Source organism: Methanogenium cariaci JCM 10550 (genome assembly GCF_001315945.1).
GTDB classification, from domain to species: domain Archaea; phylum Halobacteriota; class Methanomicrobia; order Methanomicrobiales; family Methanomicrobiaceae; genus Methanogenium; species Methanogenium cariaci.
Genome location: NZ_BBBG01000012.1, coordinates 1 through 26,521 on the forward strand (window position 1 = coordinate 1; position 26,521 = coordinate 26,521).

The following is a 26,521-nucleotide window of genomic DNA, read 5'->3' on the forward strand; positions in this document are numbered from 1 at the left end:
AGCGCGAGCTGGGCGTTGAGCGATATGGCGCCATAGCTCATGTGGGCGATCATGATCGGGGTCTCGCACTTCAGGTTGGGTGCCAGTTTGGTGACGAGGTCGATGTCCCCCCCTTCCGGCGTTCTGTCGATCTGAATCTGCCGGGGGGGTTTTTTCCCGATATAGGTGCGGAGTTCCATGGGTTCGCGGAGCGGGTCGATGGACGGGTTGGTGACCTGACAGGCATCCAGCAGGAGCCGGTCGAAGATCTGCGGCACGTTGAGGGCGTTTCCCATCCCGGTCAACACAATCTTCCCCCCCGACTGCGCCTGCGTATAGATGGCTTCGCGGGCCTCGCGTGACCATACCGGGTGGGAACGGTAATCGACGGGTTTCTCCTGAAGGCTGATGGCGTCACGCGGGCACATGGCGATACAGCGGTGGCAGCCGGTGCATGCACGCGAAAAGATCTGTATTTTGTTGCCCTCGCGACGGAACGTCCCGTAGGGGGGGCAGTTTTCTATGCAGCGTTCACAGAGCATGCAGAGGTCGTTGTCGATTTCCACTTTGTATTTGGGGGGGGACACTTCCGACAGGCATCAGTATACCCTCCCGATGACCGGTTCTCCGGCGCGGGGGGGCATCCATATCCGGTCGGGTGCGGGTTCCATCACCCGGATAGCCGCCTCTTCACTGGAGAGATACAGGCGGTCGCCTGCCTCTGCTGCAACAAGGGGGGGGCGGAGTTTGATCCGGTCGGTAATGCCTGCAATGCCGTCCGACCCTGCCACCACAATGGCAAACGGCCCGTTCATCATGGCCGGGCTGTAGGTCATCCGCAGGGCGGTATCGAATGCCCGTTCCTTTTCCGGCATCCGGTCAATATCATCAGAACGGGGGGGGCCAGTGCTTTGAACGCCAGTTCCGCCGGAAGCTTGTGCCGTCTCTGGAGAAGATCGGTGAGGTATGCGACCACTTCGGTATCGGTATGCATGGTGCATACGTAGCCGAAACTCTCCAGATAGCGTTTGTTTGTCCCGTATGAGGTGATCTCGCCGTTATGTACGACACTCCAGTCGAGCAGATTGAACGGGTGGGCGCCGCCCCCCCACCAGCCTGCGGTGTTGGTGGGGGGGTAGCGGTTGTGGGAGAGCCAGATGTATCCCTCATAATCCTGAATGCGATAAAAATCGGCCACCTCTTCCGCCCAGCCTGCCGCCTTGAAGATGCCGATGTTTTTGCCGGTGGAGTAGATGAGCGCTCCGGGAATGCTGGTGTTGACCTTCTTCATCAGGTAGACTAAGATGTCCTCTTCGGATGCCGTTGTGCCAAGGGCCGAGACATTCGGCTGAAAGAAATATCTCCACGGTATGTGCCGCTTTTTCAGGTTGGGCTGTTCAAACGTGGGAATCTCTTCGTCATGCGTTACGGTGCCCAGTTTTTCCAGTTCTGCTTCAACGGCCGTTTTCGGCCCGATGAGGTCGTCATAAAATACGTGGACGGCATAGTAATCCGCAAATTCCGGGAATGCGCCGTAGACGGCATACCCTGCCCCCCCTTCGCCATTCCCCCCCGTTCGTTCATGATGGTGAGCGCTTCTCTGACAGCACTGCCATCCATGGGATTTTTCTTTCTGTCAATGACGCTGATTATTCCGCACATGGTTATCACATAGTTTTGAGAGATGGTGGGATCTGATTTGAACGTTTTCCCCCCCTTCGGGTGTGGTTGCTCTTCTATGGTATGTGGCCGCTCCTAAATAATACCATAGTTTTATAACATATTTGATGGAAGCTCCCTTCCATCAGGTCCCCCCCGACGGGATGGATATTTGCGTGATGAAGATCCATCGGAAGGGATTTGTTGCTGTCAATCAGAAAATGGGGGGGAAAAAGAGGAAAAAACGAACAAAAAAATACCGGATTGCCCGACATCAGGCGTTCATTGGCAGGGGGGGTGATGATGTTCCCGGATGTCTGAAGCACCCGACTAACGCCGGGGGTTTTTTGCCGGTTTTGACTTTGCAGGAGTCTTGTTCCCGGTTGTTTTTTTCATCAGGGAAGGCATGCTCTTTTTGGATTTGAACGCAGGGGGGGACGCGAGCTGCGGATCTCTCTTTTTGCGTTCTGTTCCCGTGCACTCAGTTTCTTTATGGAGATGTCCCGGTTGACAATCTGGAGCTTTCGTTCTTCCAGACGTTTTACATCATGCTCTGCAGGTGCCACCTCTTCGGTGATGGGATCGTATCCCAGATAGTACATCGCCGTAGAGCGGGTGAGGGGGGGGTGGGGGGGGTAAACATCTGGATCTGGTTGCCCTGCAATTTATTGGCATTGAGGAAATCGATCGTCTCTTTTGTTTCCGCTTTTTCTTCACCCGGATGTCCGGCGATGATGTAGGGGGGGTTTACTTTCAGGGGGGGCAGACCCTCTTTTGTGGAGATATCGCGGGCCCGTTCCAGGAAGTCCGTAAATACCTCCGGGGGGGATGGTTTACCCATCAGGCTCAGCACGCGTGCGCTCCCGGATTCCGGTGCAATCTTTATCCGTCCGGGGGGGTGTGGAATTTGATACACGCACGGATGAGGTCATCATCCATCAGTGCCGGGTCAAACCGGAGCCCCCCCGAACTGATGAATACATGTTTTACGCCCTTGATCTCTCGTGCCTCATTCAGCAGTTCAAGATATGCCTTTGTCCCGGAAATGAGTTTTTTGCATGCCGCATCTTCCTTCAGGCAGTTATGGTCGCGGCATCCCCCGATACGGCAGGAGGAGGCGTACATATTTGCCGATGGCCCTCCGATATCCGTGATTGTACCGGAAAATCCGGGTTTCGCTGCGATCTGTTTTACTTCCCGGAGTACGGATTCCTTGCTGCGGGACACGATCTCCGGACCCTGGTGTGCGGTAATGGAACAGAATGAACACCGCCCGTAGCAGCCCCCCCGGTGCGACGTGATGGAATTTTCTATCATCCGGAATGCCGGAATGTCGGTGTATTTTGGATGGGGTGCCCGTTCAAACGGAAGCGCATAGATGGCATCCAGTTCTTCCTGCGTCAGCAGCGCCGGGGAAACTGGACCAGACTCCGCGTGTCCTGTGGCTGTATCAGCGGGTTGAGGTCCCGGTTCTGGTAGAACAGGTTAAATGCGGTCTTAAATGATTTTTTCTTGTCTCTCACATCGGCAAATGAGGGGAGCGTATATGCTTTCTGGATGCCTTCCGTGGATTTTCTGATGACTGCCGTCCCCCCCGGAATCTCCATCGTCTCCGGAGTCTGTCCCTCTGACAACGCCCGGATACAGTCGACGAGAGGGTATTCGCCCATGCCGTATATCAGGATGTCCGCCTTTGCATCAAAGAGGATGCTCTTCCTGACAGAATCCGACCACCAGTCATAGTGCGCAATCCTTCGCATCGAGCTTCAATACCGCCGATAATGATCGGCACGTCACGACAGACGCTGCGGATCTGGTTGGTGTAGACATTAATTGTCCGGTCAGGCCGAATCCGGTATCTCTTCCCGTCTCCTTTCTGTGAGAAATACGGCTCTCCTTTTTCACAGTAGGCATCGTCGCCACGGGGAATTTTGGATGCGGTATAGTTCATCACCATGGAGTCCATCGCTCCGCCGGATACGGCAAAAGCAATCTTTGGCACTCCTAATGCAAGGAACGATTCCGGGTCTCTCCATTTTGGCTGGGACAGAATGCCGACCCGGTAACCTTTGGATTCAAGCATTCTCCCGATAACGGCTGTTGCAAATGAGGGGTGGTCGATGTAGGCGTCCGGGGTAACGATGACGACATCGCACTGGTCCCAGTTGCGCTGCTTCATCTCTTTTTTTGTTGTTGGAAGGAACATGGATTATTCACGTGTTGTCGTTTTTTGTGGGGGGGGTCTGCCCCCGGTATTCTGTAGCCTGATTATTCCGGCAACGATGCAGGGCGTTCCCGGTAGTATGCATTTTCGGTTTGAAAATTACTGGATACTACTCTGTTGACAGATTAAAAGAATGTCTGCTAAACTGAATCAATGGGGGGGTGCAACGGAAAGGTATAGGAGAATCCGTTATCGTTCGGATAACGGATATCAAAAAACGGATTGGTGTATGGTATTTTGGGTTTATACCCAGCCACGGATTTTCATTGCTTCGACCACACGGGTTACGGCAACCGCGTATGCTCCCATACGCATGTTGACGTTGTGGTTTTTGGACGCATAGAGCACTTCGTGGTATGCCTTGGTCATCTTCTGGTCAAGACGGGCATAGACCTCTTCTGCTGTCCAGTAGTACATGTACATGTTCTGGACCATCTCGAAGTATGATGCGGTTACACCACCGGCATTGCAGAGGAAGTCAGGTATGACGTGGACGCCGTTTTTGTAGAGGATTTCGTCTGCTTCAGGTGTGGTTGGACCGTTTGCCAGTTCTGCAAGGATTTTTGCTTTGATGTTTCCGGCATTCTCTTTGGTGATTGCGTTTTCCAGTGCCGCTGCGATGATGATGTCAACGTCAAGCTCAAGCACTTCGTTGTTGGTGATGGTCCGGGTGTTTGGTGCGTTGATGACTGACCGGGTCTCCTTCTTGTGTTCGATGACTGCTTCAATGTCAAGACCGTCGGGGGGGTTGTAGATACCGCCCTTTGAGTCACTGACCGCAACGACCGTTGCGCCAAAGAGTTCCTGTGAGAGGGTTGCCGCAAAGGAACCGGCATTTCCGAATCCCTGGATTGCGATCTTTGTCTGGGAAAGGTCCATGCCCAGTTCTTTTGCTGCCTCACGAATGGTGTACATGCCGCCCATTGCGGTTGCATCGCCACGACCGGCGGAACCGCCCACATTGAGGGGGGGTTTGCCGGTAAGGATGCCGAACTGGTTTTTCCCGGATAACTTGGAGTATTCATCATCATCCAGGCCATGATCTGAGGGGGGGTGGTATAGACATCGGGTGCGGGGGGGACATCGACATCCGGGCCGATGAATTTCCAGACGCGATCCATGTATGAACGGCTCAGGCGTTCCAGTTCTCCTTCAGAGAGCTCTTTGGTGTTGCAGATAATTCCGCCCTTTCCGCCTCCGAGTGGCACGTCAAGCAGTGCACATTTCCATGTCATCCATGCCGCGAGTGCCTTCACGGTATCGACGGTTTCCTCAGGGTGGAAGCGGATGCCACCTTTTGCAGGGCCAAGGACATTGTTGTACATGACTCTGAATCCCTGGAACACTTTTGTTGTTCCGTCGTCCATCTTTACCGGAACGGATACCTGAACCTGCTGCATGGGATTCTCAAGCATCCCTACAACATCATCATCCAGATCCAGAACCTTGGCACATGCGTAGAGCTGTTCCTGTGCCATTTCAAAAGGATTGTTTTTGTCCATATCATTAACTCCTAGAATAGTTTGATCAATTTGATGTCTTAAAAAATTATGCACATCGGGGGTGACAGACGATCTACGAAACTCTGTGTTGTCGCACAGAATCCGTTCAACGTGGATGACCTGGCCTTGTATCTTCTGTGCATAACCGTTCCTTTAGATTTTGTATTTCTGATATAATAAAGTAGCTGAAAGCAGTGGCTATCTACCTTTTTTATGCTTTTAGCAAATTATATATGGTCAGAATTGGTGGATAATTGTTTAACCACATCTAATTCCTCTGTAGGTGAGAGAACATACAGACATTTGTCGGTTATTTTCCGTTTTATTGGCAAAATGGGTTTTTCGTGAATGGATGGTATGATCCAGCAATGCTACACCGAAATGTGTTTATCTGAAGATGGTATATGTGGAGGTATGAAAGTTGGTATTATTGGAGGTACTGGTGATATTGGAAAAGGAATGGCGTTACGCCTCTCCCAAAACCATGAGGTGATCATCGGTTCCCGGAAAGAAGAGAAGGCCTCGTTGTCCTGTGACGCATGTTGCCAGTGTCTGAGAGAACTGAATCTTCCCTTTAATCTGACCGCCTCAACGAACCAGGGGGGGTTGTTGACGATTCTGACATTGTTGTGTTTTCCGTTCCTTCGGAAACATTACAGATTACGATTGACTCATTAACCGGGCTGGAAGGAAAACTGGTTGTCAGTCTGATGAACCCGATGGAACGAGGGGATTTCTTTAAGTATGCCCCCCCTCCGGAAGAAGGCTCTGCCGCCCTGCAGCTCCAGAGGATGCTGCCGGATTCAAGAGTTATTGCCGCATTTAACAATATCCCGGCAAAACAGTGGAACCAGATCGCAGAGATACTGGACTATTCTGTTTGTGTCTGCGGTGATGATGAAGAGGGGGGAAAAAAGTCGTTATGGAACTGGTGAACTCCATATCTGAATTACAGGCCCTGAATGCCGGACCCCTTGCCGTTTCCGCAACCGTGGAAGCCATTACTCCGCTGGTAATTAATATCGCAAAATTCAACAAAATGCGTGATGTGGGCGTCTACTTCAGATAAAATATGGGAAAATTCGTATTTTTAATGAATAATTCACATTTTTTGTTGTGTATCCCTTTTTTTGCATGAATCTGCCTGACATCTGCGATGGGGGGGCAGAGAGAATAAAATTGATTATTTTTGGTAATCCGGTGACGATTCAGAAAGGGGCAATCCATAATCCTCAAACCATTTTGCATCCGGATTTTTGGTAAATACCATCAGTTTTCCAATATTTTCTTTTGTATCCGCCTGATGATATTTCATGTAGGTATGGTTGCTGTCTGTCGCAAGGATCTCGATTTTACCGGATTTATGGGACATGACATATTTGACTCTCTTGGCCAGACCGGAGCAGTGCACCTTCGCCTCTTCAATGATCTGGTATGCTTCTTCAACCGGAACCGAGAAATGCTGGTTGCCGGTTGTGGGCCTGCACTGGAAGATATAGTAGGGTGAAACACCTGTTGCTGCAAGTTTACTCAACAGTTCCCCGAGCACATCCGGGTCATCATTTATTCCCCGGAGTATCGGTGTCTGGTTTGTTGGTTTTGCCCCTGCCTTTGTCAGCAGATCAATTGCTTCTACCGCAGCTTCCGTCAGTTCTCTCGGATGGTTGAACTGTGTCATGATATAGATGCGCTTGTCTTTTGTGCTGTACTTTTCAATCATTTCAAGGAGGGAAGGGTCATTGATGATGCGGTAGGGATTGTATGCCGGCATCTTGCTTCCGATTCGGATGATCTTTACGTGATCAATTTCCCGTAACTGTTGGATAACCGGTTCGAGTTTTGCGGTTGCCAGCATCAGGGGGGGATCTCCTCCGGTCAACAGAACATTTGATATTTCCGGATGATTTTTGATATATTCGATATTTTCTGCGAGATTCTTTATGGTCTCCGAATCCGTATCCATGAAGATACGCTTCCGGAAGCAGAACCGGCATATCCCGCCACAGACCTCACTTACCAGCATTAATGCAGTCGGGCCGTATTTATGCTGGACACCGGGCAGTACAGTATTGCTGCTTTCCGTTGACGGGTCCAGTTCTCCCCCCCAGTTGTCAAGTTCATCCGGTTCTGGCAAAATAATACGTCGGATCGGGTCATGTTCATCTGACCAGTCAATGAGTGAGAGGTAATATTCACTAGACCGAAACGGAAATCTTTCTTCAACGGTTTTCAGTTTTGCGGCATCATCTTCTGAGAGTTCTGTTATATCATCTATTTTTGTTATGTATCCGGGGGGGTGCGTCATATGTTCACCTCATTTTTGGCATTAGTCAGTTGAGAAAGGAATGGGGGGGGTTTATGCATCAAAGATACGATAACCTGACTACTATGTCTATGATCGTTACTTTATTAACTTTGGCTATATAAAATGAATGATGGTGTATATAGCAAATATATAGGCATGCTGTTCATAATATAAAATGGTTGGGTGGCATTATTTTTGTTCTGACTGACCGGGCTCAGTGGTCTTGCTCATCAGGAAAACCGTAGCGGATCCGTTTCAACATCAATAATCGTCGGGCATCGGTTCTTCATCGCCTCGGTGACAGCACCCCCCCTGAGTTGCGCGGGCTCTTCGACCTGGATACCCTTCCCCCCCGCAGATTGATGCGTATGCAGCGAAGTCCGGATTATACAGGTCCGTTCCAAAATTCGGGTACTGCTCCACTGTCTGTTCAACCTGTATCATGCCCAGTTCATGGTTATTCAGAATGATGACCACCATCGGCAGATCGTATTTCACCGCGGTGACAAAGTCCGCCATGGCCATGGAAAATCCTCCGTCGCCGGTGATGCAGAAGACCTCCTTCTCCGGACAGGCGAGTTTTGCGGCAATCGCTCCCGGCAGACCGAATCCCATCGTCGCGAGATACCCCCCCGACATCACAAACCGTTGTCTCTTCATCTGGAAATTTCGTCCGAACCACCACTGGTTCTCCCCCCCGACATCAAGGGATATGACCGCGTCTTCCGGGATGACGTCAGAGAGCACCTGCATGATATACGGAGGCCGGATGGGTCTTTTGGATGCATCCGCCTCTCTGTCCCGGATGGCATTCCAGTCCGCCTTCCGGGAGGCGATTTTGTCCAGATGGATTTCGGTGTTCCTTTTGTTCAATAACGGCAGCAACGCAGTGACGATGAGCCCGGTATCCCCCCACAGCGGCGTTGCCTCAGGAGAGATGCCCAGCTTCAGGGGGGGTCGATATCCACCTGAATCATCGGTTGGGACAAAGGGACATTGGTAAATTTTGAGAAGCCCACGCCGAGAGTGATCAACAGATCCGACTCTGCGACCCAGTCCCGGGCCGCCGGAATTCCCAGATTTCCAAGTATGCCCAGATGCCACGGGTGGCTCTCGGGGAAAAGCCCCTTGGCACGGAAGGTGGTGATGACGGGTGCGCTGATCTTTTCTGCCAGTGCCGCCACCCCCCCGTCCGCATAGTGAAACGCCCCCCCCATCCTGCGATGATCACCGGGTTTTCGGCGGCATTGACGATCGCTGCCGCCGCCGTGATGGTCTCTGCGTCCGGCAGCACCCGACAATCCGTGCATCGTTCTTTCCGGCATCTTTTGATTTCAAGGGGCATCTTCTGGATGTTGTTTGGCACCGACAGCTGGGCGACCCCCCCACGGTGGATCGTTGCATACTTCAGGGCACGCGTCAGCAAAAGAACCGTCTTGTCCTTGTCGTAGATGGTATTGTTGTAGACCGAGACCGGACGGAAGAACGCGTCCAGATCAATCTCCTGAATGCCGCCGGGCCCCGAATACTGGGCCTCGACCTGCCCGTTAATTGAGATGACCGAGGCATGATCCTCCTTTGCATCATACAGCCCGGTTGTACAGTTGGTCGCACCTGGGCCCGCGATGGTGAGACAGCAGGCAATCTTCCCCGTCAGCTTGTTATAGGCAGATGCAGCCATCGCCGCGTTCTCCTCATGACGGACGACAATGTACCGGACGTCGTCATTCTTTCGGACTGCCTCCACGAGACCAAGGGATGACGTCCCCCCCGGCAGACCAAAGACCAGATTCACTCCCCCCCGTGCAGAAAGTGCTGCGATGATCACATCCGAGACGGTCGCTGTGGCCGACGCATGCTGGTCTGTCTCGTCCACCTTCTCAAACGCATCCTTGCCCGCACCGCATACCGGACACCTCCAGGTATCCGGCAGTTCGCGAAACAAAATTCCTGATGAAATATCCGATTCATCGTAGAGGTATCCACATATGTTGCATTTCCATGATGTCATCCTATCCCCCCCGGGAGTATGCCCGTTACCTGTCTGTTACGGGATAAAAAAGAGATGGTTCAGAAAGGAGGAAACAAAAAATTATTCCGATGAAATTACTTCCGTCTCCAGCATCAGGTTCCCGAATATTATTTTTTCAAGCACCTGTGAAACATACTTTATTTTTTGCATCTCATCGCTGTCTTCATACCGGTGAATATCCGCATACACCTGAAGGCGCACGAGTCCGAACCGGAAATGGTCCAGACCATCCCCTTCCAGTTTAATGGCGTGATAGTATATCGGTTCAATGGACCGGGGGGGCAACAGCTCAATATCTTCAAGACAGGGGGGGATAACCATCCGGTATATCTCGAGTACCTCGCCGTCTCCGGAAATGATCCTGATATAGTCCATAACGCATTACTCCTTTGTTCACCGTGATATTGGTTTCTGATACATATGCGTATCCACATTGAAGGATCCGGGAAAAAAAGAAAGAAATGAATTACTCTTTTAGTTCTTTGAGAATGTTGTCCATTACCGCATCGACTTTTTCCCATGTCGCCTGATGCTGGTCATCCCCTTCTTTTCGGATCACAAACGGCCTGCCTTCATCGCCTGCCTTGCGCATCTCAGGGTCAATGGGGGATGGAACCGAGGTAGGGCACATCCAGTTCCTCTGCCGCTTTCTTTCCGCCTCCCTTTCCAAAGAGGTCGATCTCATCACCGCAGTGCGGACAGATCATCCCGCTCATATTCTCGATGATACCGATGACCGGTAATTCAAGCTGCTGAATGAACTTCACCGCCTTTGTCGAATCCATCACGGCGACATCCTGCGGGGGGGTGGTGACAATGACCGCACCGTCGATATTGGGTGCGAGCTGGGCAATCGCCAGTGCCTCGTCACCCGTGCCGGGCGGCAGGTCAACGATGAGATACTCCATATCTCCCCAGTTGACATCTTCGAGGAACTGTTTGATTGCGGTGAATTTCATGGGACCGCGCCAGACAACTGGGCTGGAGGTGTCCGGGAGCAAGAAGGCCATGGAGACGACACCGAGTTTTCCGGTAAGACGGACCGGTTCAATCGTCTTCCCGTCACGGGACTCCAGACGTTTGTCCTCAACACCCAGCATCTTGGGGATATTTGGTCCGTGAATGTCAAGATCAACAATTCCGGTGTCATATCCCTTATTGGAAAGGGACATAGCGAGGTTTGTTGCGACCGTGCTCTTCCCCCCCACTCCTCCCTTACCGGAAAGAACGAGAATGATATGCTTTACACTGATCTCTACCTTCTGTATGGGACTACTGGTCTTTTTTGCCGGGTCTGTGCATGTGGACGCGGTTCCGCATGAGGAACAGTTCCCGTCGCATGCCTGTTCTGATTTTTCGGTATTTTCGGTCATGATATTCTCCTCACAGTATCTTTGTCTTATGAAGTGTGAATGATTTTCTTTCATTCGTCCTGCATAAATCTATATATGTTTTCAATATCCCGACGGATATATCTGCGTATTTTTGTGTGATTTCCCTGACGTATGAACCGTTCATTGATCATGCTTTTTTGGTCTGCTGAACCCGGTCAAGGTCGATGAAGGGTTTGATGTCCAGAACCGGGGGGGTGTTATCGATGGCATCCAGTCCACGGACGGTCAGGACAGTTCCTTTGACCTGAATCAGATCGACCAGTTCAAGGGCGATGGGGGGGTTCGGGCGTGCCGGTGACCGGATGGAAAATACTCCACGTTCTGTTGTCTGTCCCGGCGGAGTGGCCCTGAGAAGGGTTCGTTCTGCCCGGTCAAACCAGCAGAGCACTACGAGTTGGTTGCATTTTTCAACGGTGTACAATGCATCCCGGTACTCCGGGAAGATATGAATCTCCGAGACCTGATCCGAGAGCCGTCCCTGTCGGGGTGCGTCAGCAGGTGTCGCATAGGATGATTTGACCCGGCCCACCGGTCTGAGCGTAAATTCTTCTCTGCTGACGTGCTCTTCCTCAGCCGATGTCGTGCCCTTTTTTTGCATCCGGTCCAGTGTCTCGTTGCACATCCGGTCAGCGATACTGATGTGGGTATGTGACCGGGGGGGCACATTTTCAAAAGAGACTGAATCAAATTTTTTGACGATGGCAACGGCTTTCATATACAGTTCTCTCAGACAGCGGTCCCTGACCTTATATTCACCCCCCCTGAGCTGGCGAATGATCAGCTGACTGTCCGAGTAGAGAAGAATATTGCCGAACCCCCCCTGCTGTTCTGCATCCGAGAGTGCATTGATCACTGCGTAATATTCGGCCTGATTGTTCGTTGCATATGTGTGGTATCCGGAATTCTCTGTCTCAATGATCCCGTTATGCATGATAATATAGGCCCACGCTGAATTTCCCGGATTTCCGCGCGAGGCGCCGTCAGTGTATATTACCGCAGATTCACCCTTCATGTTCAGAGTATTGGCAATCAAGGTATTTAATTCGATTATTGAACGGACGGGTTCCGGAATGCGATGGGGGGGAAAAGGCTCCGGGAGTCTTCCTGCCGTCACATCCCGGAATAAATGAATGTTATTCCTTTAGTTCTCTCCGGACACACCGGCAGATGTCACAGATGGTAACACCGCCGTCGCCGTTGATGAGGGACCAGGCCCACCGGTCGATTACGCTATTGAGATCGTCTGATATTTCGATGCATTTGCATCCCCGTTTTCTGCTGACATACTGGGATACGGCAGCAGGGGGGGTCAGTCCCATATATCCTGCAACGCTTTTCTGGGTGAGTCCTCTCTGGATTACCATTCGGGATACGACTTCCGCCCGTATCTGGGGGGGCAGGTACTGCCGTACCATCTCATCACAAATTAATATGTCACAGGACGGCTGCTTCATGCAGCGGCCTTCTGTGCTTCTTCAGCAGTCAGTACGTCCTTGATCTGATAGAGAACCTGACGGGCATCTCTGAAGTTGAATTTCTCGATGATCATGCCGTTCTCTTTGAGTTTTTTTATTGCATACCTGACCGTGCGTGGTGAAATGTCGATTTCCTGCGTCACCTGCTTGAATGTCCTTGACTCTCCGTCCTCCAGAAGGGCCAGCACCCGCTGGGAGGAGGGGGGGGAAGCCGCACTTTGTTAACGCTGTTAATGGCTTGCATGATAGGTACTTAACGCCGTTAACATATATACCTGCCGTGATGTGCTCTGGCATGCCATGCCCTGTCAGCACATGGTGACGTTCGAAGAGAAATACACTTCTGATACCAGAGTGAACGGATATCCATGGTCAGACTCGACAGGATTGAATTTGTAAAACTGCTGGTTTCTGTTGGTGCCGGAATGGTCGCAGGGAATGTTGCCCGTGGTTATTTTAGTGATCAGATTGCCGGTTTCTTTGCAACCGTCGTTGTTCTGGTGACCGTATATGGTGCACTCGATATCATCGACCGCAGATACCTGCGCAGAAATGAATGATCGCAGATGAGTGTTTGAAAGAAAGACATAATGCACCTGATTGCCCACAGGGGGGGTTGTCTGTGGGGGGGTGGCGGGACTGTCTGTTGAAGAGATCATTATTCTCATTGTTTTTCTGTTGCTCATTGCTCTGTTGTCGGTGATCATTTTCAAGTGGCTCAGGATTCCGTATACCATCGGTTTGATTATTATCGGGGCTGGCATCGCCCTGTTCTCTGATATCACCGGCATGCTCGACCCCCCCTCATCTCGTTCACTTTGTCACCGGAGATCATTCTGTTTCTTTTTCTGCCGCCGTTGATCTTTGAGGCCGCATACCGGATGAACAGCCGGGTTTTTTTCCGCAATATCGTGCCGGTGCTGATACTGACCCTGCCGGGCATCGTTGTCTCAATGATTGTCATCGGGGGGGGATATCGGCGCTTCTCACCCCCCCGTCCCTATTTTTTCCGCCCTGCTTTTTGGCGCACTGATATCGGCCACCGACCCGGTATCGGTGCTCGCCCTGTTCCAGAAGCTGGGTATCTCCGAACGACTGAAGACCCTCGTGGAAGGGGGGGAGAGTCTCTTCAATGATGCAACAGCCATCGTGCTCTACAATGCGGTGATCGTCATTGCGGTATCGGGCGTTTTTACGGCAACGGATGTCACCGGGGGGGGTCTGACAGAGTTTGTCGGCGATTTTCTGGGGGGGATTCTCAGCGGGTGTCTGACGGGTATGGTCATCGGCTATCTGATCCTCTTTTCGCGGGACAATATGGCGTTTGCAGAGACGGTGTCCCTGATCGTTGCGTATGCGGCATTTCTGGTGGCGGAGATCTTTTTCGGGGTCTCCGGCGTGATCTCGGTTGTCTTTGCCGGTCTGACGCTCGGCTGGATTGCGTCGCTGACCCTGAAACCCGCGGAACGAAACCACATGAACGATTTCTGGCACTTTGCCGGGTTCATATCCAACAGTCTGATCTTTCTGCTGGTGGGCATCACGGTGATCAATCTCGTTGAGATGATGGGAACCGGGACGATGATCGTGCTTCTGGGTGGGGGGGCCGGTATAGCTGCGGTGCTCGCCGGACGGCTGGTGGTGGTCTACGGTCTCACTGCCGTATACAATCTGCTCCCCGGTGCGGATGTGATTGGTATCCGCTACCAGCACATCCTCTTCTGGGGCGGGCTCCGTGGGGGGGCGGTGGCGCTGGCGCTGGCACTCAGTATACCGGTAACGGTGCCGTTCCGGGACGAGATCCTGTTGATGACCATCATGGTCACCCTCTTCACCATTCTGGTGCAGGGCTCAACGATTCATCTCCTCATCAGCCGCCTGCGTCTGAACCGTCCGAGTAATCTGGCCTGGGTGGAGTATCTGGACACGCGGCTCACAACAAAGAGAAAGGCCCTTTCGCTGTTGGAAAAGATTCACGAGACCCGCGATATTGACCCGCAGATCTATGCCTCCGTTCATGCGGAGTATGTGAACGCGGTTCGGCGCTGCGAAATGGACTTCCGGGTGTTTGAGAAGTCGCTGAACCTGACGCCGAAGATGATTGAACAGGCGTTATGGTCGCGTCTGCTCTCCGTTCAGAGACGGGGGTATCGCGAGTTGTATGATAAGTCTTTGATATCGGAATTTGTGTTTGACATCCTGACGCATTCGCTGAACAGCGGGTATGCGATGATCCGGAACAGGGAGACGCCGGAATTTCGTATTGACAAAAAACCCCCCCTGGAAATTGAGGTCATCCGGTGGCTGATCGCGGTGATTCACCGGGTGTCACCCCGGGCACCGGCGGCAAAGAATCTCCGGAAGTTTTCCCTCAGTATCGAATATCAGACGCTTATTTCAGAAGTTGGGGGGGCTGCCAGCCGGGCACGGGAGAGCATTGATACGATTTCCCGTGATTTTACTGTCCCGGATGATCTGCTGGACGTGGTTCGGGCAGGGTATTCCCACCATATTGCCGAGTGCAATGCCGCGCTGCAAGAGATGGGGGGGAAGAAATATCCGGAGCTGGCGGAGGATATCGAGGACTACTACCTGCGTATGACCTGATAATGCGGGAGGGGGGGATATCATCCGGCATCTGGCGGATGAGGGGGGGACGATATACGAGAACGTCCGGGACGATCTGCTCAGGGATCTCGAACAGGAGAAGGAAGCCCTGGAAAAGCATGTCTATAATATACTGTGATCAACTTTTGATAATGGAAGACTGCATCGGGATGCCCTGAGGGCATCCGATCAAAAATTCTTTAATTATGGCAAATAAATGGGAAATCAGCATATGAAACAGGGATATATTCAGGTCTATACGGGAGAGGGGGGGAAGGGCAAGACGACGGCGGCTCTGGGGGGGGTGAGTGTCCGGTCTCTGATTGCGGGGGGGCACCGGGTCTATTTCGCCCAGTTCATCAAGGGGGCGAAGACCGGGGAGCTTTCGTTGCCGGAGTCGTTTTCGGAGTTTACGATTGTGCAGTACGGGGAAGGCCGGTTTATCGACGGTCAGCCGGAGGAGAGTGATATCATCGCCGCCCGAAAGGGGGCTTGCAATCTGTGCCGACGTGCTTTGCTCGGGAATGTATGATCTGGTGGTGCTGGATGAAGTCAATGTGGCCCTCTACTACGGGTTGTTTGATCTCTCTGAAGTGATGGCGGCTCTCCGCGGCAGGGCACCGCATGTGGATGTGATCTGCACGGGCAGGTACGCTCCCTCGGTATTGATTGAGGAGCAGACCTGGTCACCGAGATGAAGAAGATAAAGCATTACTATGCGGCCGGGGTGCGGGCCCGCAGAGGAATTGAGTTTTGATGATATTCTGTTGAGCTTCAATCTATTGAAGTACACTCCGGGTCGGGGTCTTGCGGGAGAAGGCCCCCCCGTGCAACGATACGGGCCACGCGGACGGGTTCGGGGGATCTTTCCCTGAGCGGTAAAGATGGTGCAGGCACGGACGGCATCTGCAAGGGGGGATGCCTGCCATGCGCAGGTAGACGGTCTCTCCGGTGGGAAGTTCGCAGGGGGATTCGTTTTCCTAACGATACGTATGCTGCGAGTCTCGGTTCGTCGTCGGGGGAAGTGGTGGCGGATGTCACCTTCAAGGCCGGGCGAGTCTTCGTAGGTGACCGATATGACGGGGGAGCCCGGTCTGTTCGTGCAGCTGTTGGATGTCGATGACATTGAACCAGGAGATGACGCTGCCGCCCAGCATGATGGCCTGGATGTCGTTTCGTGCCAGACGGTTCCACAGGGCAAGGATGGCAGCGGTTGCGTCCATGCCCCCCCGACGGTGGCGTGGGAGAAGGCGCAGCCGTCGATGATTTTGTCCCTTCGCATGACGATGCCGCAGATGAGGGACTGTTTTTTCCCCCCCCGGTAGCTCTCTGCGATGCCCAGTATCCGGATGCCTGTTTTTTCGAAGTGGAGCATGGTTTGGATCTCCTTTTTTTCTGCATCGATGCTCCCGACCTGACGGGGGTATGTCCCGGTTATTTTCTCCGCTGCAGGAGTATGGCGCCGGCACCGATGGCAAGGATGGCAACAGCGGCGATGATGATCAGGGCATCGGGTGCCTTGTTTTCATCATAGAGTCTCTGGGCGGTCTTAAGGTTTTCTTCGGGAGGGACGGCGTCGGGGGGGTAGGGGGGGCGATGTATGCGTCCTCTGATTCTGTTGCCCGGGTGAGGACGGAGACGGCATCCGCATACTTTCCGAGTTGGGTGAGTGCCACGCCTTTGGTATTGAGGTAATTCACATGATCCGGCCTGAGGATGAGGGCGGTGTCGATGGCAACAAGGGCATTCTTCGGGTCACCTTCTCCCAGGAGTCCGGATGCGATGATGTTGTATGCAGCGGCGCTGGTATTGTCATTGGCAATTGCACGGTCTGATGCGATATCGGTTTTGCTATCCCGTTCCAGTCGCAACGTCTCTTCTGCGTCTATTCGTGCATTCTGGTACTGGCCGAGGGCAAGGTAGGTGTAGCCCCGGTTCAGGTATGCGGTGGCCTCATCAGGATCTTTCTCAATGCCGATGGTGACGGCAGCGAGGGCCTCGTCATACTTGCCCATCTTTCTGAGGGAGTATCCCCATTTGCACCAGACGTCGGCAGGGACGGTATCCGTATCAATCTCATTTTTGTCCGCGTGCTGGGTGATCAGTTCGGCATACGCAGAGGCCCGCGGCCAGTTGCCTTCTTCGAATGCTGCGTCCATCGTTGCAATGGCCTTGGTGACATTCAGTTCGGCGGGGGGGACGGCGGTGAGGCCGGGAGCGGCGGCAAGGGTCGGGGGGGGCGATGATGGCGAGTCCTGCGATGAGGAGGAGGGCCAGGATGATGGGGGGGTGTTGGATCTCGGACGGGTGGTATTTTTGGTATTGTTCATTGTTAGAAATTCAGTACACGGGGGGGGAAATAAATAGGTGATGAATGAGGGTTGGCCTCTGTAATCTGATAGTTTTTGAGAAAAGGATTGATCGTATGCAACGCTGCCCTGAGTTCCGGCTCGATGATGACCTCACTGAATGATACTCACTGCGACTCATGCGTCTCAGCTCCTTTGGGCAGGTGCCAGATCTCCCAGCCGAGACGCTCAAGCTGCTTGTGGAAGGAGATTTCGACGGAATTCTCTTCGTTCCAGATCATTTTCCGCAGAAAGCGATTCATTAGAGAGTAAATAAAAGATGAGATATTTTTATGAAAAAATGAATGTTTGCAGGTCATTCAACTTTCAATGGAGGATTTGTACTGAGAAAATCAGTTAACGAAGCAATCTGTTGTTTATTTAATGAACTTCTGTTCTTTTCAAGTATATCACTAACCTTTTCTCTGAATTCATTGTCTGATTTAAATGGTTCAAGAGAATATGGGACAATTGGGCCAACATATTTCATCTCATAGGATTTGTAAATGATAGCTATCAGAGAATCATCATTTTTCCAAATATTTTCTATCGCATCTACAAGATATCTGTCGTCAGGGCTCAATTTGTTCCATACGTAAATTATGGTGGTGATACTCGGTGAAGCAAAAGCGCACACGTCTGTTGAAAATGCATGCTGTAATTTTTCCACAAAAATTTTATCAATCTCTTTCAATTCATCTAATTTCAGGAATCTGTCTGGACTAATGGTTGTTTCATCCCATTCGCCATTTTGTTGGTGAATGATAATTATTCCATCGGCCATCAGCCAGAACGAATCTCCCGTTGAAAAAGCTTCACGTAACAATTCCAGTCGTTTTGCCTTTGGGTAGAAAGTGAGAGCCATATAAATAACTTTAGAAATATATTTTGTAATATATCCCATAGATATTACACTTTGGTTTACTACTTCAGGTTTAGTTATTAGTTTATTTTCGATTCTGAAACATCCAATTACAATATTTTTCAGCAATTCTTCAGGAGTTTTTTCATCGATTGATGGGAGTATGCCCTCTAAAAATACTAATGCTCTGGAGCCCCCCCCTTCCCATTTCTCCCTTTAGCTGTGATATGATCATAATGAATTCGTTTGGATCTTGTATTGAATGCAGTAATTCTATTAATTCTGTGTTTGAAAAGAGATCTGGCTCAGTCTGAAATCTAAAATATTTAAGAAAGGTATCATAATTCAAATGAATATGCAATTTTCTGGGTGATGGACTTGAAATGGAGGAAGTATTATCAAAACACTTTTTTGACCGATGGAAACAGGTCTGTCATAATGTATTTCACTGACAGTTTATCTTTATCTTCGATACTATCAATCCAATTTTTATGGAAAGTATTTATGGATTCTGGTTTTATAGAGAGGGAAATTAATTGCCCTATCAAAGAATTGTCTTCAATAAAGTAACGATGATTCTCTTTTATCAGATTATACAATTTAGGATAATTTTGCCTGATAATTTCCAAACAGATGAAGTCGATTACATTAACCTCATTTTTAAGAGGGGGATATAATAATTCCAATGAATTGTGCAGACGGATAACACTTCGTGGTGTTAAAATGAACTGTTTCAGACCCTTATGATAAATATCCGTCCACCTTGTCTGGTCGAATAAATCACTATTTGTATCATAAAATAGATCGGTAAAAATCGTTTTTTCTGTGTATTGTTTCAAATGATATTCTCCAATCACAGGGAGGGGAACCTCAAACTGGACAATCTTCTCAAGATATTTTATCCCTGCCCGATGGTTATTGTTGGGGGGGTTAGTATGAAGTGCAGGGTGGAATTCATACTCAAGGGCATCTATGACAATTTCTTTATCATATGCCAGCAGGTAAATGATATTTTGAAAATCGACAACTGCTTTTAATGCCCTGAAGAGTTCCTGAATTTCTTTTGATGTGAGCCGGTCAATATCATCGATGATGATTACGATTTTCCCATCTAATTCCTGAAGTTCTGTTTTAATTTCTTCTTTCAACTGGAATATTGATTTAACCGATTTTTGCAATTTATATTCGATTATTGTATTGAGCCCAGTAAAACCCCATCCAGCTATTTGCCCTTCCGGTGTTGGGACAGCTCTTAGGCAGGAGCCGTATGAAAATAATTTATTTAATGTTTTCAGTGTTTTTTTAGAGATCTTTTGTTGCGGTCTCTTGCATTGGGCCTGTAGCTGAATAAAAAATTGTGATACAATATCCTGATGACCTGAAAATAGCCAGGGATCAAATCTAAAGACAATTGTCTCCGTAACCTCTCTACCTATTTCCAGTTCATTACAGTTTTCAGTAAGATATTTTTCGGTATAAAAGAGGAATGACGATTTTCCACTCCCCCCCATTTACCATTTATTGCAATGACATAGCCTGAATCAGAATGAAGTTGGCAAATACTCGCTGCCACTTCTTTTGCGATATTTTTGTAGCCAAAAGCATCAACACCAAAATCATCAACAGGACAATCCCTGATAATGTTCATGGATTTTGAAGAATCATCGTTTTCCTGGCTCATATAATTTCCTTCTCCGACACTTGCACCTTGCCGGTGATGAGGTCAGCCATCAATCCATGTTTCATCGTCAGCAGTTTGTCACGATAGGCTTCTTCTCTAGCAATGTTTCCGTCTGCATCGGTGAGGATTGTGGCAATGCGGCGCTGTTCGAGGAGTGGCGGCATTATTGTTGGAAGAATTTGACATTTTTTTAGATGAATATTCATTTTTTCAAGAACAACTCCTTGACTTGCATCCAAGAAATATTTCACATGCCCCCCCATGTACGATCTGTCTGTTAGCGATGAGAAATTTATCTAGAATTACTTACTGAAGATCTTTTGGGTCATGTCGAATAGGAGATATCCTGTGCCCATATTTGACAAGAGCCGAACTTATTTCTTTTCAACTGGCAAAGTCAGGACATAACAAAGAATTGTCCAATGGGGGGGGCAACGGGCTGTGCTCTTTTCATCGTCTCTGCCTTGATCGAATGCTCAGGTTCTGCGATGATACGCAGAGGAGCCAAATGTTCGGAGCTTCCCTCCTCATATGTTTGAAGCTCTTCGGCAAATGTTCGGAGTCACGTACTCCCAGGTCAATGTCCGGGCCACCCCCCCATCACACCACAGACAACCTTCCCTTATTCCGCATCTGGTCTGCATGAAAAACAAAAAACGGGAAAAAAGAAAATGGACAAACTCAAATCAGCCCCCCCCTCTTCAATCAAGAGTATCCCCCCCCTTCTGCACCATCAAAGAAGGACGCAGGCATCGCACCTGCTCCCGGCGAATGATATCCCGCCGGAAGTCGTTTCGGTGGTCAGGAATATCGGGGGGGAGGAGGCATGTCGCTTTCGTCTTCTTTGGTTTCACATCTTCACTCGTTTTCATCTCATTTCACTCTGATACCATTTTCAACGGGGGGGAGCATGTGTCGTTTGTATGGGAATTTATCGACAATCCGCCGTTTTGTTTGGTTCATTTTCACTCGCCCCCCCGGTATCACCCATACGCCCACTCCCCCCCGCCACAGAGGAAACAGCATGGTTGAATGATACCCGATGGGAGTGAAAACATCCCTCACTATCTGTACATATATCTATACTATTGTCTCCTTTACGAGAATGAACCGAATTGTGTTCATTTTTTATATCTTCACTTATGGCCGGATTGGGGTGAAAACGGGGGGGTGAACATGTGAAAACATCATCTCCCCCCCCGTCATTCCTGTCATTCCCGTCATTCCCATCATTCCCGTCACCTCCGTCACCTCCGTCATCTCCATTCTCATCATCAGAATTCCCATCCGTATCAGGCTCCAGCCAGACATCCGACTGCCTCATCCATTCCCGGTATATGGCGGCATCAAAGGAGAAGTATTTCTCACGCCGTTTGATCTCCATTCCGCCGAGCACCTCTGCCACCGTCGCGTCAATGAGGCTTACCGCAGGACACTTGTCAAGGATACCGGTGTAGGTTGCCCTGCTGTTCGTGTAGCCATGAAGCAGCCGATAGGTCGGTTGATACGAGAAGCCGAGGACATCCTGGAGCTGATGGATCGTGAAGACCTCCAGGTCCATCTTTGCGATAGACGCAAGTGCTGCCGTCTCGTTCTTTGTCAGTTTCGTCTCCTGACCGCCCCCCTCGCCGTTGATGGCCCCGAAGAGTTTCCGGGCATAGGCAAAATCATCACGGGTGGCGATGAGCGTCCCGTCTGCATCCGTCTCCCGCTGGAAGAGGTGCAGCAGAGCGTGGCACTTGATCAAATCAAAGAGCATGCCGGGGGGGTTGCGCCGGTTCTGTGTTGCCGAGAAATTGATCCGGCGGGCAAAGGGGGGGATACGCACCCGATGAGTCGCCCCTTTGAGTATCTCCCAGATGGCCTGGCAGACATACACGTCCTGATCCTCCTCCTCACAGCAACCAATCTCCGACTCTGTCGTTTTGATGTGCTCGAGGACGGCCCGGTCCTGTGCCGTTGAGTCATCAATCCAGACGGTCAGCATCCGGTTCATCACCTGGTCGTCGCCAATCGCCTCCACCTTCGCCAGCCACCAGACGCAGCGCTCCGGGATGGTACAGACCCTGAGCTGCCGTTCGCGGGTGAGCGTCCGGTGCTCAATGGGCTCCCGGAAGTTCGCGGTGGCAGACTTCAGGAGCTCCTGCATCTCGTCCGAGAGACTGATGTCGTCGAAGAGGAGGACGGTGCCGGGCCGGAGGGAGTCATGGTAGAAGAGGGCCTTGTTGGAGACAGTGCCCTTCAGCCGGTATGCCTCCGGCAGCAACCGGATCATCGTGTTGCAGGCGTGGGTCTTGCCCTTGCCGGAGTTGCCGGATATGGCGACGTGCAGCCCGGCGGTGTTCTCAACGGACTGCGAGGCAACCGACATCGCGAGACACTCAGCGACCGTCCGGTCACCGACGTGTTCCCGGTGGAAGACCTCGAGGAGAAAACCGAGCGGATCGCCCGTTTCGAGGATTTCGATGGCTTTTTTGCGGTGTTCCTGCATGTCGGTCGGGGTCTCCGGCGGAGCGGGTGTTTCATCAGGGGGCCGTTCCTTCCGGTTCGGCAGTGTCCGTGCAGCCTTCGGTTCAAACTGTGCTTTCAGTTCCTGCCAGCGCTGGCTGCCGCCGCCGCAGGATGCATGGTGGCATCCGGCAAAGAGGGCACCGTTTGCAAACTGGATGGCAAACGCCCCCCCGTCCTGGTGTGCGGAGGAGAACGGACACGCTTCGAGGGTGAATAACGTGCCGCCCTGCCAGGGTTTTTCCGTTTTGACGGCGATGCGTGGGAGGTGAGCCAGTGGCCCAGGTCAAACGAGCCGCGACGTTTCCCGGTCGCGGGGATGGAGCGGGGAATTTGCCCGGCGAGGTTTCGGAGGTGGATGCGGGCACGACCTGCGGTCTGTCCGGGGGCGGTGCAGACGCGGGCCTGCCGGTGCGGCCGCTCTGGGGTGTGGTCGCCCTTGCAGGCGGTGGTGCCGTATAGTTTCCAGATGCGTCCGGCGTTGAAGTTCGCGGTGTCGCAGTGGACGGTCGCATCAGAGAAGAGGGCGTCGAGGACGGCAAGACATGTCTTGACGAGTTGGGTGGCCTCCCCCCCGTCGTTGGGAAGGTCAACGCGGTAGAGGAGGTGGGCACCGTTGCCGGAGTCAACGGTGATCGGTGCCGGGAATCCTCTTTCGGTGAGCCATGTGGCAATCTCTTCGGCCCGCTGGAGGGCGGCGGCGTGCTCTGCTCTTGTCGCGGAGACGCCGCTCGGCCGGACGGGGTCAAGGTCGATGGGAAGCCAGCGGCGGTGGTGGCGTCCGTGCGGGAGAGGCGTTGTTTCACGCGGTTTGCCCGGCGGGAGAGGAGTGCCGGGTTCACTTCGTTGAGGGTAACGTAGATGCCTGCGATGTCACGGAAGGCATCCATCGCGTTCGCCTTCTTAGCGAGTGCATCAAAATCGTTGAAGTAACCGCTGTGGACGCCGCCGTCACCGAGGGCACGGAGTTCGACGACGTCATCTTCGGAAAAGAGAAGGGAGAGGGCGTCCCGGATCTCTTTGGGATCTCCTTTGATGGAGGCAGGAGTGGGTATGCGTCCTGCGGCCCGTTCCTTTTCCATGGATTTTATATATTCTGCCGCTGACTGTTCATCGGCGGTTCCGGACAAACCTATGTGGGAGCATGGTTCTTTTGCGGGGCTGCCGTTTTCGGTTTTTGTTTTTTTGATTTCGTTCATGAAATTTACCTCCTGTGCACGAAACACAGAGTGTCCACTATCGTATGGAGGGATAGCAGCGGGGGGGCATTAAGAAGAAGTCTGCGATGGTATGACACCCATACACACTTCTGCCAGTCGGTTGCCCGGTGGCGACTGACGTATGAAACTATTCCTTTGGGTAATATTAATCTGTCCTATCAATGGATGGGTGTCAGGCCATTTTTGAGCGTCATCCTGTGCGTCATCGCAGGCGAATTCCTTTGCACAGACATTCCACTGGCACACATTTCGAATCACAGAAGAACCTGTCACAGTCAATACTACAGATCCTGAAGATATGCCTCATTTTGCAGCCCCCCCCATCTGCAAAATCGTGTCCACATCTCCCGGATATGATGGTGATACATGATCCAGTACAATCTCAGCCCCTCCCTCATCGCCCGCTACTTCTACCACAACTGTGACCGCTACCTGCGGTATCATGCCACCCCCCCCGTGCCGATCGGGAACGGCTGGGGGGGATACCGTCGGAAAATGTGGAAAAAAGTCCCGTTACCAAATCCCTTCTGGAAGCCGGTCTCGAATGGGAAGAGACGGTAATCAAACAGAAAGTTACCGGAAATGTCCGGATACCTCCGGGTGACGGGCGTATTTCCGACCGCTCATTCAGCATTGAAGAAAGCCTGTCCCTGTTACCGCAGCTTGCACTCAACGAAACAATATACCAGCCGACGATACCGATCACGCCGACATTTTTTGAAACATACGGCCTGGACCCGGCCCGGTATCATTTCTCTCCCTGTCGGCCCGACCTGATCCAACTGCACACGGATGAGAAGGGAGAACCCGCACTCCGGGTCATCGATGTTAAGGCGAGTGACGAACTGAGCATGAGCCACCGGATTCAGGCAACGCTCTACTCCCTGATCATCACCGAAACATTCCGGGAATACGGCATTACCACGCCGGTCGATCTAAATCACGCCGGGATCTGGCTCTATGGCAGGGACGCACCGGAACCATTCGGGCAGCAGCTCACCATCCCGTTCCTGGACAATTTTTTCCGCTATCAGCTCCCGGAGATCATGGAGGCACCCCCCCTTGCCGATGTCCCCCCCTGGCATCTCTACCCCCCCCGCTGCGAACGCTGCGACTTCTACTCCTTTTGCAGAAAGGAAGCAGAAGAATGCGACTCCGTCTCCCTCATCCCCTCCCTCACGGTGGAGGGAAAGCACCACCTCGAAGATCAGCAGACACCTGTTTCCACGCTCTCCGACCTGTCCGCATTCCTCTCGTCAGACGGTGCGGAAGAGAGTCTGAGCAGCTGCGGGTCGCTTCGAAACAAAAAAGAGCAACTGCAGTCGGCCGTTTCGGCGCTGAAGAAGGAAACGGTCGTCCTTCACGGAGGTCTGAGCCCCTCCCTTCCCGTGGGAGAAGACGTTGGCATCATCCTGACCCTTCAGGACGATCCCGTATCCGGTCAAATCTATACCGCCGGATTCCGGAGAATTAAGGGAAAGGCGGTCTTTGGTTCGGGAGTAAATGAGGTCATATTCATTGCACCGTCCCCCCCGGAGGACTGCGATGAGATACGGCGAAACTTTATCCGGTCGTTGCATCAGGAACTCGACAGGCTGAACCGGTATAACCAGGAAATGTATTCATGGAGGGATCAGCAGTCGCTCCAGACCTATGTCTATGACAGCTATGAGCGGGAGCTGTTTCATCAGGTCCTCAAAGAGAGTCTTTGCGACCCAGATGTTCGGGAGATTGCCCTTCAGCTTCTGTTCTATTACCAGAACCCCCCCGGTCTGAACGAAGAGACCTGCCACCCCCCCAGCAGTATGATTGCGTATCCCGTCATTGTGCTGAAGCAGGAGGTGCAGCACATCGCCGCACTGCCCATCCCCCCCTTCTCCCTGCGGCTTCCGGAAGTCCAGCAGGTTCTGGGCGACCCCGCCCATGTTACCCCCCCCATCAACCCGGCGGGCCTGTTCTGGTTTGAACAGAGTAACCGGCTCAAGAGCGAGGCCATTGCATGGCATGGAGCGGCAAGAGACCGGAAGCCGGAGAATGGATCCAGTGGGAACTGTCCCGGCGACTCTCCGCGGCAAACGATGTCCTGAACGGTCTCAGGGATGCCGCCCGCCCGGTTCTGTTCCGCTGGCCGCCGAAGTTCAATTTTCCCCCCCATGCCGATACGTTCCGCCACCCGGAGATCTCCCGATTGATTTTCATCACCCGGTATGAATCATTCACGGGGGGGCACAGGAGGCTCAGGAACTGCGGGCTCAGCCACGGGATGTCCGGCAGTCCGAGGGCATCAGTATACCCCCCCTGAGATATGTGCGGGACAATCGGTGGGAACTACTGACCCCCCCCTGGATCTGGCAAGATACGAGCAGTATAAGTCATACAGTTACCTCATCGTCCCCCCCGACGGAGCGGACGGGGATAAAGCGCAGATGATGTTTAACGACTGCAAATATCGCAGTTCCTATAACAATCCGGGGGGGAACAGTCAGGTCTCATTTGCGTATATTCGGGATGAACGCATTGATTTCGCCGCCGGTCTGGTTCAGGGGGGGTTTTCTCTGGACATTAAATACTGCCGTGAGCAGAACCGGTTTAAACCGGGGGGGATGTCGCCGTCATTCATCCGAGGTTCACCGATTTCACTTCAAAGAGAGTGATTGAACGCTTGAACAGCTTGACCGCAACCCGGATCATGACTTCATCCGGTTACTGAAGAACCCGCACCAGC

General features: G+C 51.9%; 32 protein-coding genes and 8 pseudogenes. 11 read left to right on the forward strand and 29 right to left on the reverse strand.

The window, feature by feature from the left end; all coding sequences use genetic code 11:
• The 9 genes and pseudogenes from JCM10550_RS10160 to JCM10550_RS22870 form a co-directional block, all read right to left on the reverse strand.
• Positions 1–521 (reverse strand): 4Fe-4S dicluster domain-containing protein (locus JCM10550_RS10160; RefSeq protein WP_245619051.1); only part of this gene is annotated, 521 nt, incomplete at its 3' end.
• Between the two features lie 57 nt (positions 522–578).
• Positions 579–1,641, reverse strand: a pseudogene (locus JCM10550_RS10165) (glutamine amidotransferase family protein).
• A 392-nt stretch (positions 1,642–2,033) separates the two neighbouring features.
• Positions 2,034–2,204 carry a hypothetical protein gene (locus JCM10550_RS22840; RefSeq protein WP_245619019.1) on the reverse strand — a complete coding sequence of 57 codons (171 nt, stop codon included), beginning with the start codon at positions 2,202–2,204 and terminating at the stop codon, positions 2,034–2,036.
• Complete coding sequence (locus JCM10550_RS22845) at positions 2,180–2,554, reverse strand: hypothetical protein (protein ID WP_245619021.1); 375 nt, start codon at positions 2,552–2,554, stop codon at positions 2,180–2,182. Before JCM10550_RS22845 ends, JCM10550_RS22840 begins: the two co-directional genes overlap by 25 nt.
• A complete protein-coding gene (locus JCM10550_RS22850; RefSeq protein ID WP_062398912.1) occupies positions 2,521–2,955 on the reverse strand; it encodes a radical SAM protein in 435 nt (144 codons plus the stop codon). The genes JCM10550_RS22845 and JCM10550_RS22850 overlap by 34 nt, the downstream gene beginning before the upstream one ends.
• An 83-nt stretch (positions 2,956–3,038) precedes the next feature.
• On the reverse strand, positions 3,039–3,398 hold the full coding sequence (locus JCM10550_RS22855; RefSeq protein WP_281175361.1) for a hypothetical protein: 360 nt from the start codon (positions 3,396–3,398) through the stop codon (positions 3,039–3,041).
• Positions 3,317–3,844 (reverse strand): hypothetical protein, encoded by a 528-nt coding sequence (locus JCM10550_RS22860; RefSeq protein ID WP_062398916.1) that lies wholly within the window; start codon positions 3,842–3,844, stop codon positions 3,317–3,319. The genes JCM10550_RS22855 and JCM10550_RS22860 overlap by 82 nt, the downstream gene beginning before the upstream one ends.
• A 261-nt stretch (positions 3,845–4,105) precedes the next feature.
• Positions 4,106–4,822 carry a Glu/Leu/Phe/Val dehydrogenase gene (locus JCM10550_RS22865; protein ID WP_245619023.1) on the reverse strand — a complete coding sequence of 239 codons (717 nt, stop codon included), beginning with the start codon at positions 4,820–4,822 and terminating at the stop codon, positions 4,106–4,108.
• Between the two features lie 116 nt (positions 4,823–4,938).
• Positions 4,939–5,229 (reverse strand): annotated as a pseudogene (locus JCM10550_RS22870) (Glu/Leu/Phe/Val dehydrogenase dimerization domain-containing protein); the annotation flags it as partial.
• 549 nt (positions 5,230–5,778) lie between these two features.
• Here JCM10550_RS22870 and npdG point away from each other — a divergent pair.
• Positions 5,779–6,433 (forward strand): annotated as a pseudogene (gene npdG / locus JCM10550_RS10200) (NADPH-dependent F420 reductase).
• 114 nt (positions 6,434–6,547) lie between these two features.
• Here npdG and JCM10550_RS10205 read toward each other — a convergent pair.
• The 10 genes and pseudogenes from JCM10550_RS10205 to JCM10550_RS10235 form a co-directional block, all read right to left on the reverse strand.
• The gene (locus tag JCM10550_RS10205) at positions 6,548–7,669 is read right to left on the reverse strand and encodes a KamA family radical SAM protein (protein WP_062398918.1); all 1,122 of its coding nucleotides are present in this window, start codon (positions 7,667–7,669) and stop codon (positions 6,548–6,550) included.
• A gap of 261 nt (positions 7,670–7,930) precedes the next feature.
• Complete coding sequence (locus tag JCM10550_RS22875; protein WP_245619053.1) at positions 7,931–8,308, reverse strand: thiamine pyrophosphate-dependent enzyme; 378 nt, start codon at positions 8,306–8,308, stop codon at positions 7,931–7,933.
• A 308-nt stretch (positions 8,309–8,616) separates the two neighbouring features.
• Positions 8,617–8,886: a hypothetical protein gene (locus JCM10550_RS22880; protein ID WP_245619025.1), complete on the reverse strand. Its 270-nt coding sequence runs from the start codon at positions 8,884–8,886 to the stop codon at positions 8,617–8,619.
• 176 nt (positions 8,887–9,062) lie between these two features.
• A pseudogene (locus JCM10550_RS22885) lies at positions 9,063–9,680 on the reverse strand (thiamine pyrophosphate-binding protein); the annotation flags it as partial.
• 81 nt (positions 9,681–9,761) lie between these two features.
• Positions 9,762–10,076: a hypothetical protein gene (locus JCM10550_RS10215; RefSeq protein WP_062398920.1), complete on the reverse strand. Its 315-nt coding sequence runs from the start codon at positions 10,074–10,076 to the stop codon at positions 9,762–9,764.
• Positions 10,077–10,167: 91 nt separating this feature from the next.
• A pseudogene (locus JCM10550_RS10220) lies at positions 10,168–11,074 on the reverse strand (Mrp/NBP35 family ATP-binding protein).
• Positions 11,075–11,222: 148 nt separating this feature from the next.
• Positions 11,223–11,693, reverse strand: a complete 471-nt coding sequence (tsaA, locus tag JCM10550_RS22890; RefSeq protein ID WP_062399028.1) for a tRNA (N6-threonylcarbamoyladenosine(37)-N6)-methyltransferase TrmO — start codon at positions 11,691–11,693, stop codon at positions 11,223–11,225.
• A gap of 66 nt (positions 11,694–11,759) precedes the next feature.
• A pseudogene (locus JCM10550_RS22895) lies at positions 11,760–12,107 on the reverse strand (ribonuclease HI family protein); the annotation flags it as partial.
• 121 nt (positions 12,108–12,228) lie between these two features.
• A complete protein-coding gene (locus JCM10550_RS10230) occupies positions 12,229–12,510 on the reverse strand; it encodes a transcriptional regulator (protein WP_245619027.1) in 282 nt (93 codons plus the stop codon).
• Between the two features lie 35 nt (positions 12,511–12,545).
• Complete coding sequence (locus JCM10550_RS10235) at positions 12,546–12,758, reverse strand: winged helix-turn-helix domain-containing protein (RefSeq protein WP_062398924.1); 213 nt, start codon at positions 12,756–12,758, stop codon at positions 12,546–12,548.
• Positions 12,759–12,938: 180 nt separating this feature from the next.
• On the opposite strand from JCM10550_RS10235, the gene JCM10550_RS18780 reads away from it, so the two are divergent.
• From JCM10550_RS18780 to JCM10550_RS24995, 6 genes are all read left to right on the forward strand, one after another.
• Positions 12,939–13,130 carry a hypothetical protein gene (locus JCM10550_RS18780; protein WP_157200151.1) on the forward strand — a complete coding sequence of 64 codons (192 nt, stop codon included), beginning with the start codon at positions 12,939–12,941 and terminating at the stop codon, positions 13,128–13,130.
• A gap of 70 nt (positions 13,131–13,200) precedes the next feature.
• On the forward strand, positions 13,201–13,431 hold the full coding sequence (locus tag JCM10550_RS18785; protein WP_157200152.1) for a hypothetical protein: 231 nt from the start codon (positions 13,201–13,203) through the stop codon (positions 13,429–13,431).
• Positions 13,432–13,527: 96 nt separating this feature from the next.
• The gene (locus JCM10550_RS10245; RefSeq protein ID WP_062398928.1) at positions 13,528–15,177 is read left to right on the forward strand and encodes a sodium:proton antiporter; all 1,650 of its coding nucleotides are present in this window, start codon (positions 13,528–13,530) and stop codon (positions 15,175–15,177) included.
• A gap of 232 nt (positions 15,178–15,409) precedes the next feature.
• On the forward strand, positions 15,410–15,709 hold the full coding sequence (locus tag JCM10550_RS24985; protein WP_281175362.1) for a cob(I)yrinic acid a,c-diamide adenosyltransferase: 300 nt from the start codon (positions 15,410–15,412) through the stop codon (positions 15,707–15,709).
• Entirely contained in the window at positions 15,702–15,875 is a 174-nt protein-coding gene (locus JCM10550_RS24990; protein WP_281175363.1) for a cob(I)yrinic acid a,c-diamide adenosyltransferase, read from the forward strand. Before JCM10550_RS24985 ends, JCM10550_RS24990 begins: the two co-directional genes overlap by 8 nt.
• Positions 15,872–15,934, forward strand: coding sequence for a hypothetical protein (locus JCM10550_RS24995; RefSeq protein ID WP_281175368.1), 63 nt, complete (start codon positions 15,872–15,874; stop codon positions 15,932–15,934). The genes JCM10550_RS24990 and JCM10550_RS24995 overlap by 4 nt, the downstream gene beginning before the upstream one ends.
• Positions 15,935–15,951: 17 nt before the next feature.
• On the opposite strand, the gene JCM10550_RS22900 is transcribed toward JCM10550_RS24995, so the two are convergent.
• The 10 genes and pseudogenes from JCM10550_RS22900 to JCM10550_RS22915 form a co-directional block, all read right to left on the reverse strand.
• A complete protein-coding gene (locus tag JCM10550_RS22900; RefSeq protein WP_245619029.1) occupies positions 15,952–16,224 on the reverse strand; it encodes a hypothetical protein in 273 nt (90 codons plus the stop codon).
• Positions 16,221–16,400 (reverse strand): DUF99 family protein, encoded by a 180-nt coding sequence (locus tag JCM10550_RS22905; RefSeq protein WP_245619030.1) that lies wholly within the window; start codon positions 16,398–16,400, stop codon positions 16,221–16,223. The genes JCM10550_RS22900 and JCM10550_RS22905 overlap by 4 nt, the downstream gene beginning before the upstream one ends.
• A 62-nt stretch (positions 16,401–16,462) precedes the next feature.
• Positions 16,463–16,552: pseudogene (locus JCM10550_RS22910) on the reverse strand (hypothetical protein); the annotation flags it as partial.
• 127 nt (positions 16,553–16,679) lie between these two features.
• Positions 16,680–17,507 (reverse strand): tetratricopeptide repeat protein, encoded by an 828-nt coding sequence (locus tag JCM10550_RS10260; RefSeq protein WP_062398930.1) that lies wholly within the window; start codon positions 17,505–17,507, stop codon positions 16,680–16,682.
• 334 nt (positions 17,508–17,841) lie between these two features.
• On the reverse strand, positions 17,842–18,516 hold the full coding sequence (locus JCM10550_RS10270) for a hypothetical protein (RefSeq protein WP_157200153.1): 675 nt from the start codon (positions 18,514–18,516) through the stop codon (positions 17,842–17,844).
• 269 nt (positions 18,517–18,785) lie between these two features.
• Positions 18,786–19,898, reverse strand: coding sequence for a P-loop NTPase fold protein (locus tag JCM10550_RS10275; protein ID WP_062398936.1), 1,113 nt, complete (start codon positions 19,896–19,898; stop codon positions 18,786–18,788).
• The gene (locus JCM10550_RS19695) at positions 19,820–20,068 is read right to left on the reverse strand and encodes a hypothetical protein (protein WP_172673848.1); all 249 of its coding nucleotides are present in this window, start codon (positions 20,066–20,068) and stop codon (positions 19,820–19,822) included. Before JCM10550_RS19695 ends, JCM10550_RS10275 begins: the two co-directional genes overlap by 79 nt.
• Complete coding sequence (locus JCM10550_RS10280) at positions 20,065–20,331, reverse strand: hypothetical protein (protein WP_062398938.1); 267 nt, start codon at positions 20,329–20,331, stop codon at positions 20,065–20,067. Before JCM10550_RS10280 ends, JCM10550_RS19695 begins: the two co-directional genes overlap by 4 nt.
• Positions 20,332–20,769: 438 nt before the next feature.
• A complete protein-coding gene (locus JCM10550_RS18795) occupies positions 20,770–20,940 on the reverse strand; it encodes a hypothetical protein (RefSeq protein WP_157200154.1) in 171 nt (56 codons plus the stop codon).
• A gap of 419 nt (positions 20,941–21,359) precedes the next feature.
• A pseudogene (locus JCM10550_RS22915) lies at positions 21,360–23,658 on the reverse strand (hypothetical protein); the annotation flags it as partial.
• Between the two features lie 504 nt (positions 23,659–24,162).
• Here JCM10550_RS22915 and JCM10550_RS18820 point away from each other — a divergent pair.
• From JCM10550_RS18820 to JCM10550_RS10310, 4 genes are read left to right on the forward strand one after another with little or no spacing between them, the layout of a single operon-like run.
• On the forward strand, positions 24,163–24,357 hold the full coding sequence (locus JCM10550_RS18820; protein WP_157200158.1) for a hypothetical protein: 195 nt from the start codon (positions 24,163–24,165) through the stop codon (positions 24,355–24,357).
• On the forward strand, positions 24,294–25,883 hold the full coding sequence (locus tag JCM10550_RS10305; protein ID WP_062398948.1) for a hypothetical protein: 1,590 nt from the start codon (positions 24,294–24,296) through the stop codon (positions 25,881–25,883). The genes JCM10550_RS18820 and JCM10550_RS10305 overlap by 64 nt, the downstream gene beginning before the upstream one ends.
• Positions 25,796–26,098, forward strand: coding sequence for a hypothetical protein (locus JCM10550_RS18825; protein ID WP_157200159.1), 303 nt, complete (start codon positions 25,796–25,798; stop codon positions 26,096–26,098). The genes JCM10550_RS10305 and JCM10550_RS18825 overlap by 88 nt, the downstream gene beginning before the upstream one ends.
• Before the next feature lie 19 nt (positions 26,099–26,117).
• Positions 26,118–26,450, forward strand: a complete 333-nt coding sequence (locus JCM10550_RS10310) for a hypothetical protein (protein WP_157200160.1) — start codon at positions 26,118–26,120, stop codon at positions 26,448–26,450.
• Positions 26,451–26,521 lie beyond the last annotated feature (71 nt).

Bases quoted from the DNA above. Each gene is read 5' to 3' on its own strand.
- JCM10550_RS10215 (WP_062398920.1), bottom strand. From the start codon at position 10,076: ATGGACTATATCAGGATCATTTCCGGAGACGGCGAGGTACTCGAGATA.
- JCM10550_RS24985 (WP_281175362.1), top strand. From the start codon at position 15,410: ATGAAACAGGGATATATTCAGGTCTATACGGGAGAGGGGGGGAAGGGC.
- JCM10550_RS10230 (WP_245619027.1), bottom strand. From the start codon at position 12,510: ATGGTACGGCAGTACCTGCCCCCCCAGATACGGGCGGAAGTCGTATCC.
- JCM10550_RS19695 (WP_172673848.1), bottom strand. From the start codon at position 20,068: ATGAGCCAGGAAAACGATGATTCTTCAAAATCCATGAACATTATCAGG.
- JCM10550_RS18825 (WP_157200159.1), top strand. From the start codon at position 25,796: ATGGCATGGAGCGGCAAGAGACCGGAAGCCGGAGAATGGATCCAGTGG.
- JCM10550_RS10205 (WP_062398918.1), bottom strand. From the start codon at position 7,669: ATGACGCACCCCCCCGGATACATAACAAAAATAGATGATATAACAGAA.
- JCM10550_RS22860 (WP_062398916.1), bottom strand. From the start codon at position 3,844: ATGTTCCTTCCAACAACAAAAAAAGAGATGAAGCAGCGCAACTGGGAC.
- JCM10550_RS22905 (WP_245619030.1), bottom strand. From the start codon at position 16,400: ATGGACGCAACCGCTGCCATCCTTGCCCTGTGGAACCGTCTGGCACGA.
- JCM10550_RS18820 (WP_157200158.1), top strand. From the start codon at position 24,163: ATGATCCAGTACAATCTCAGCCCCTCCCTCATCGCCCGCTACTTCTAC.
- JCM10550_RS22855 (WP_281175361.1), bottom strand. From the start codon at position 3,398: ATGCGAAGGATTGCGCACTATGACTGGTGGTCGGATTCTGTCAGGAAG.
- JCM10550_RS22875 (WP_245619053.1), bottom strand. From the start codon at position 8,308: ATGTCGGGGGGGTATCTCGCGACGATGGGATTCGGTCTGCCGGGAGCG.
- JCM10550_RS24990 (WP_281175363.1), top strand. From the start codon at position 15,702: ATGTATGATCTGGTGGTGCTGGATGAAGTCAATGTGGCCCTCTACTAC.
- JCM10550_RS22850 (WP_062398912.1), bottom strand. From the start codon at position 2,955: ATGATAGAAAATTCCATCACGTCGCACCGGGGGGGCTGCTACGGGCGG.
- tsaA (WP_062399028.1), bottom strand. From the start codon at position 11,693: ATGCAAAAAAAGGGCACGACATCGGCTGAGGAAGAGCACGTCAGCAGA.
- JCM10550_RS22880 (WP_245619025.1), bottom strand. From the start codon at position 8,886: ATGGGGGGGGCGTTTCACTATGCGGACGGGGGGGTGGCGGCACTGGCA.
- JCM10550_RS18780 (WP_157200151.1), top strand. From the start codon at position 12,939: ATGGTCAGACTCGACAGGATTGAATTTGTAAAACTGCTGGTTTCTGTT.
- JCM10550_RS10260 (WP_062398930.1), bottom strand. From the start codon at position 17,507: ATGAACAATACCAAAAATACCACCCGTCCGAGATCCAACACCCCCCCA.
- JCM10550_RS10275 (WP_062398936.1), bottom strand. From the start codon at position 19,898: ATGGGGGGGAGTGGAAAATCGTCATTCCTCTTTTATACCGAAAAATAT.
- JCM10550_RS18795 (WP_157200154.1), bottom strand. From the start codon at position 20,940: ATGAAAACGAGTGAAGATGTGAAACCAAAGAAGACGAAAGCGACATGC.
- JCM10550_RS10280 (WP_062398938.1), bottom strand. From the start codon at position 20,331: ATGGGGGGGCATGTGAAATATTTCTTGGATGCAAGTCAAGGAGTTGTT.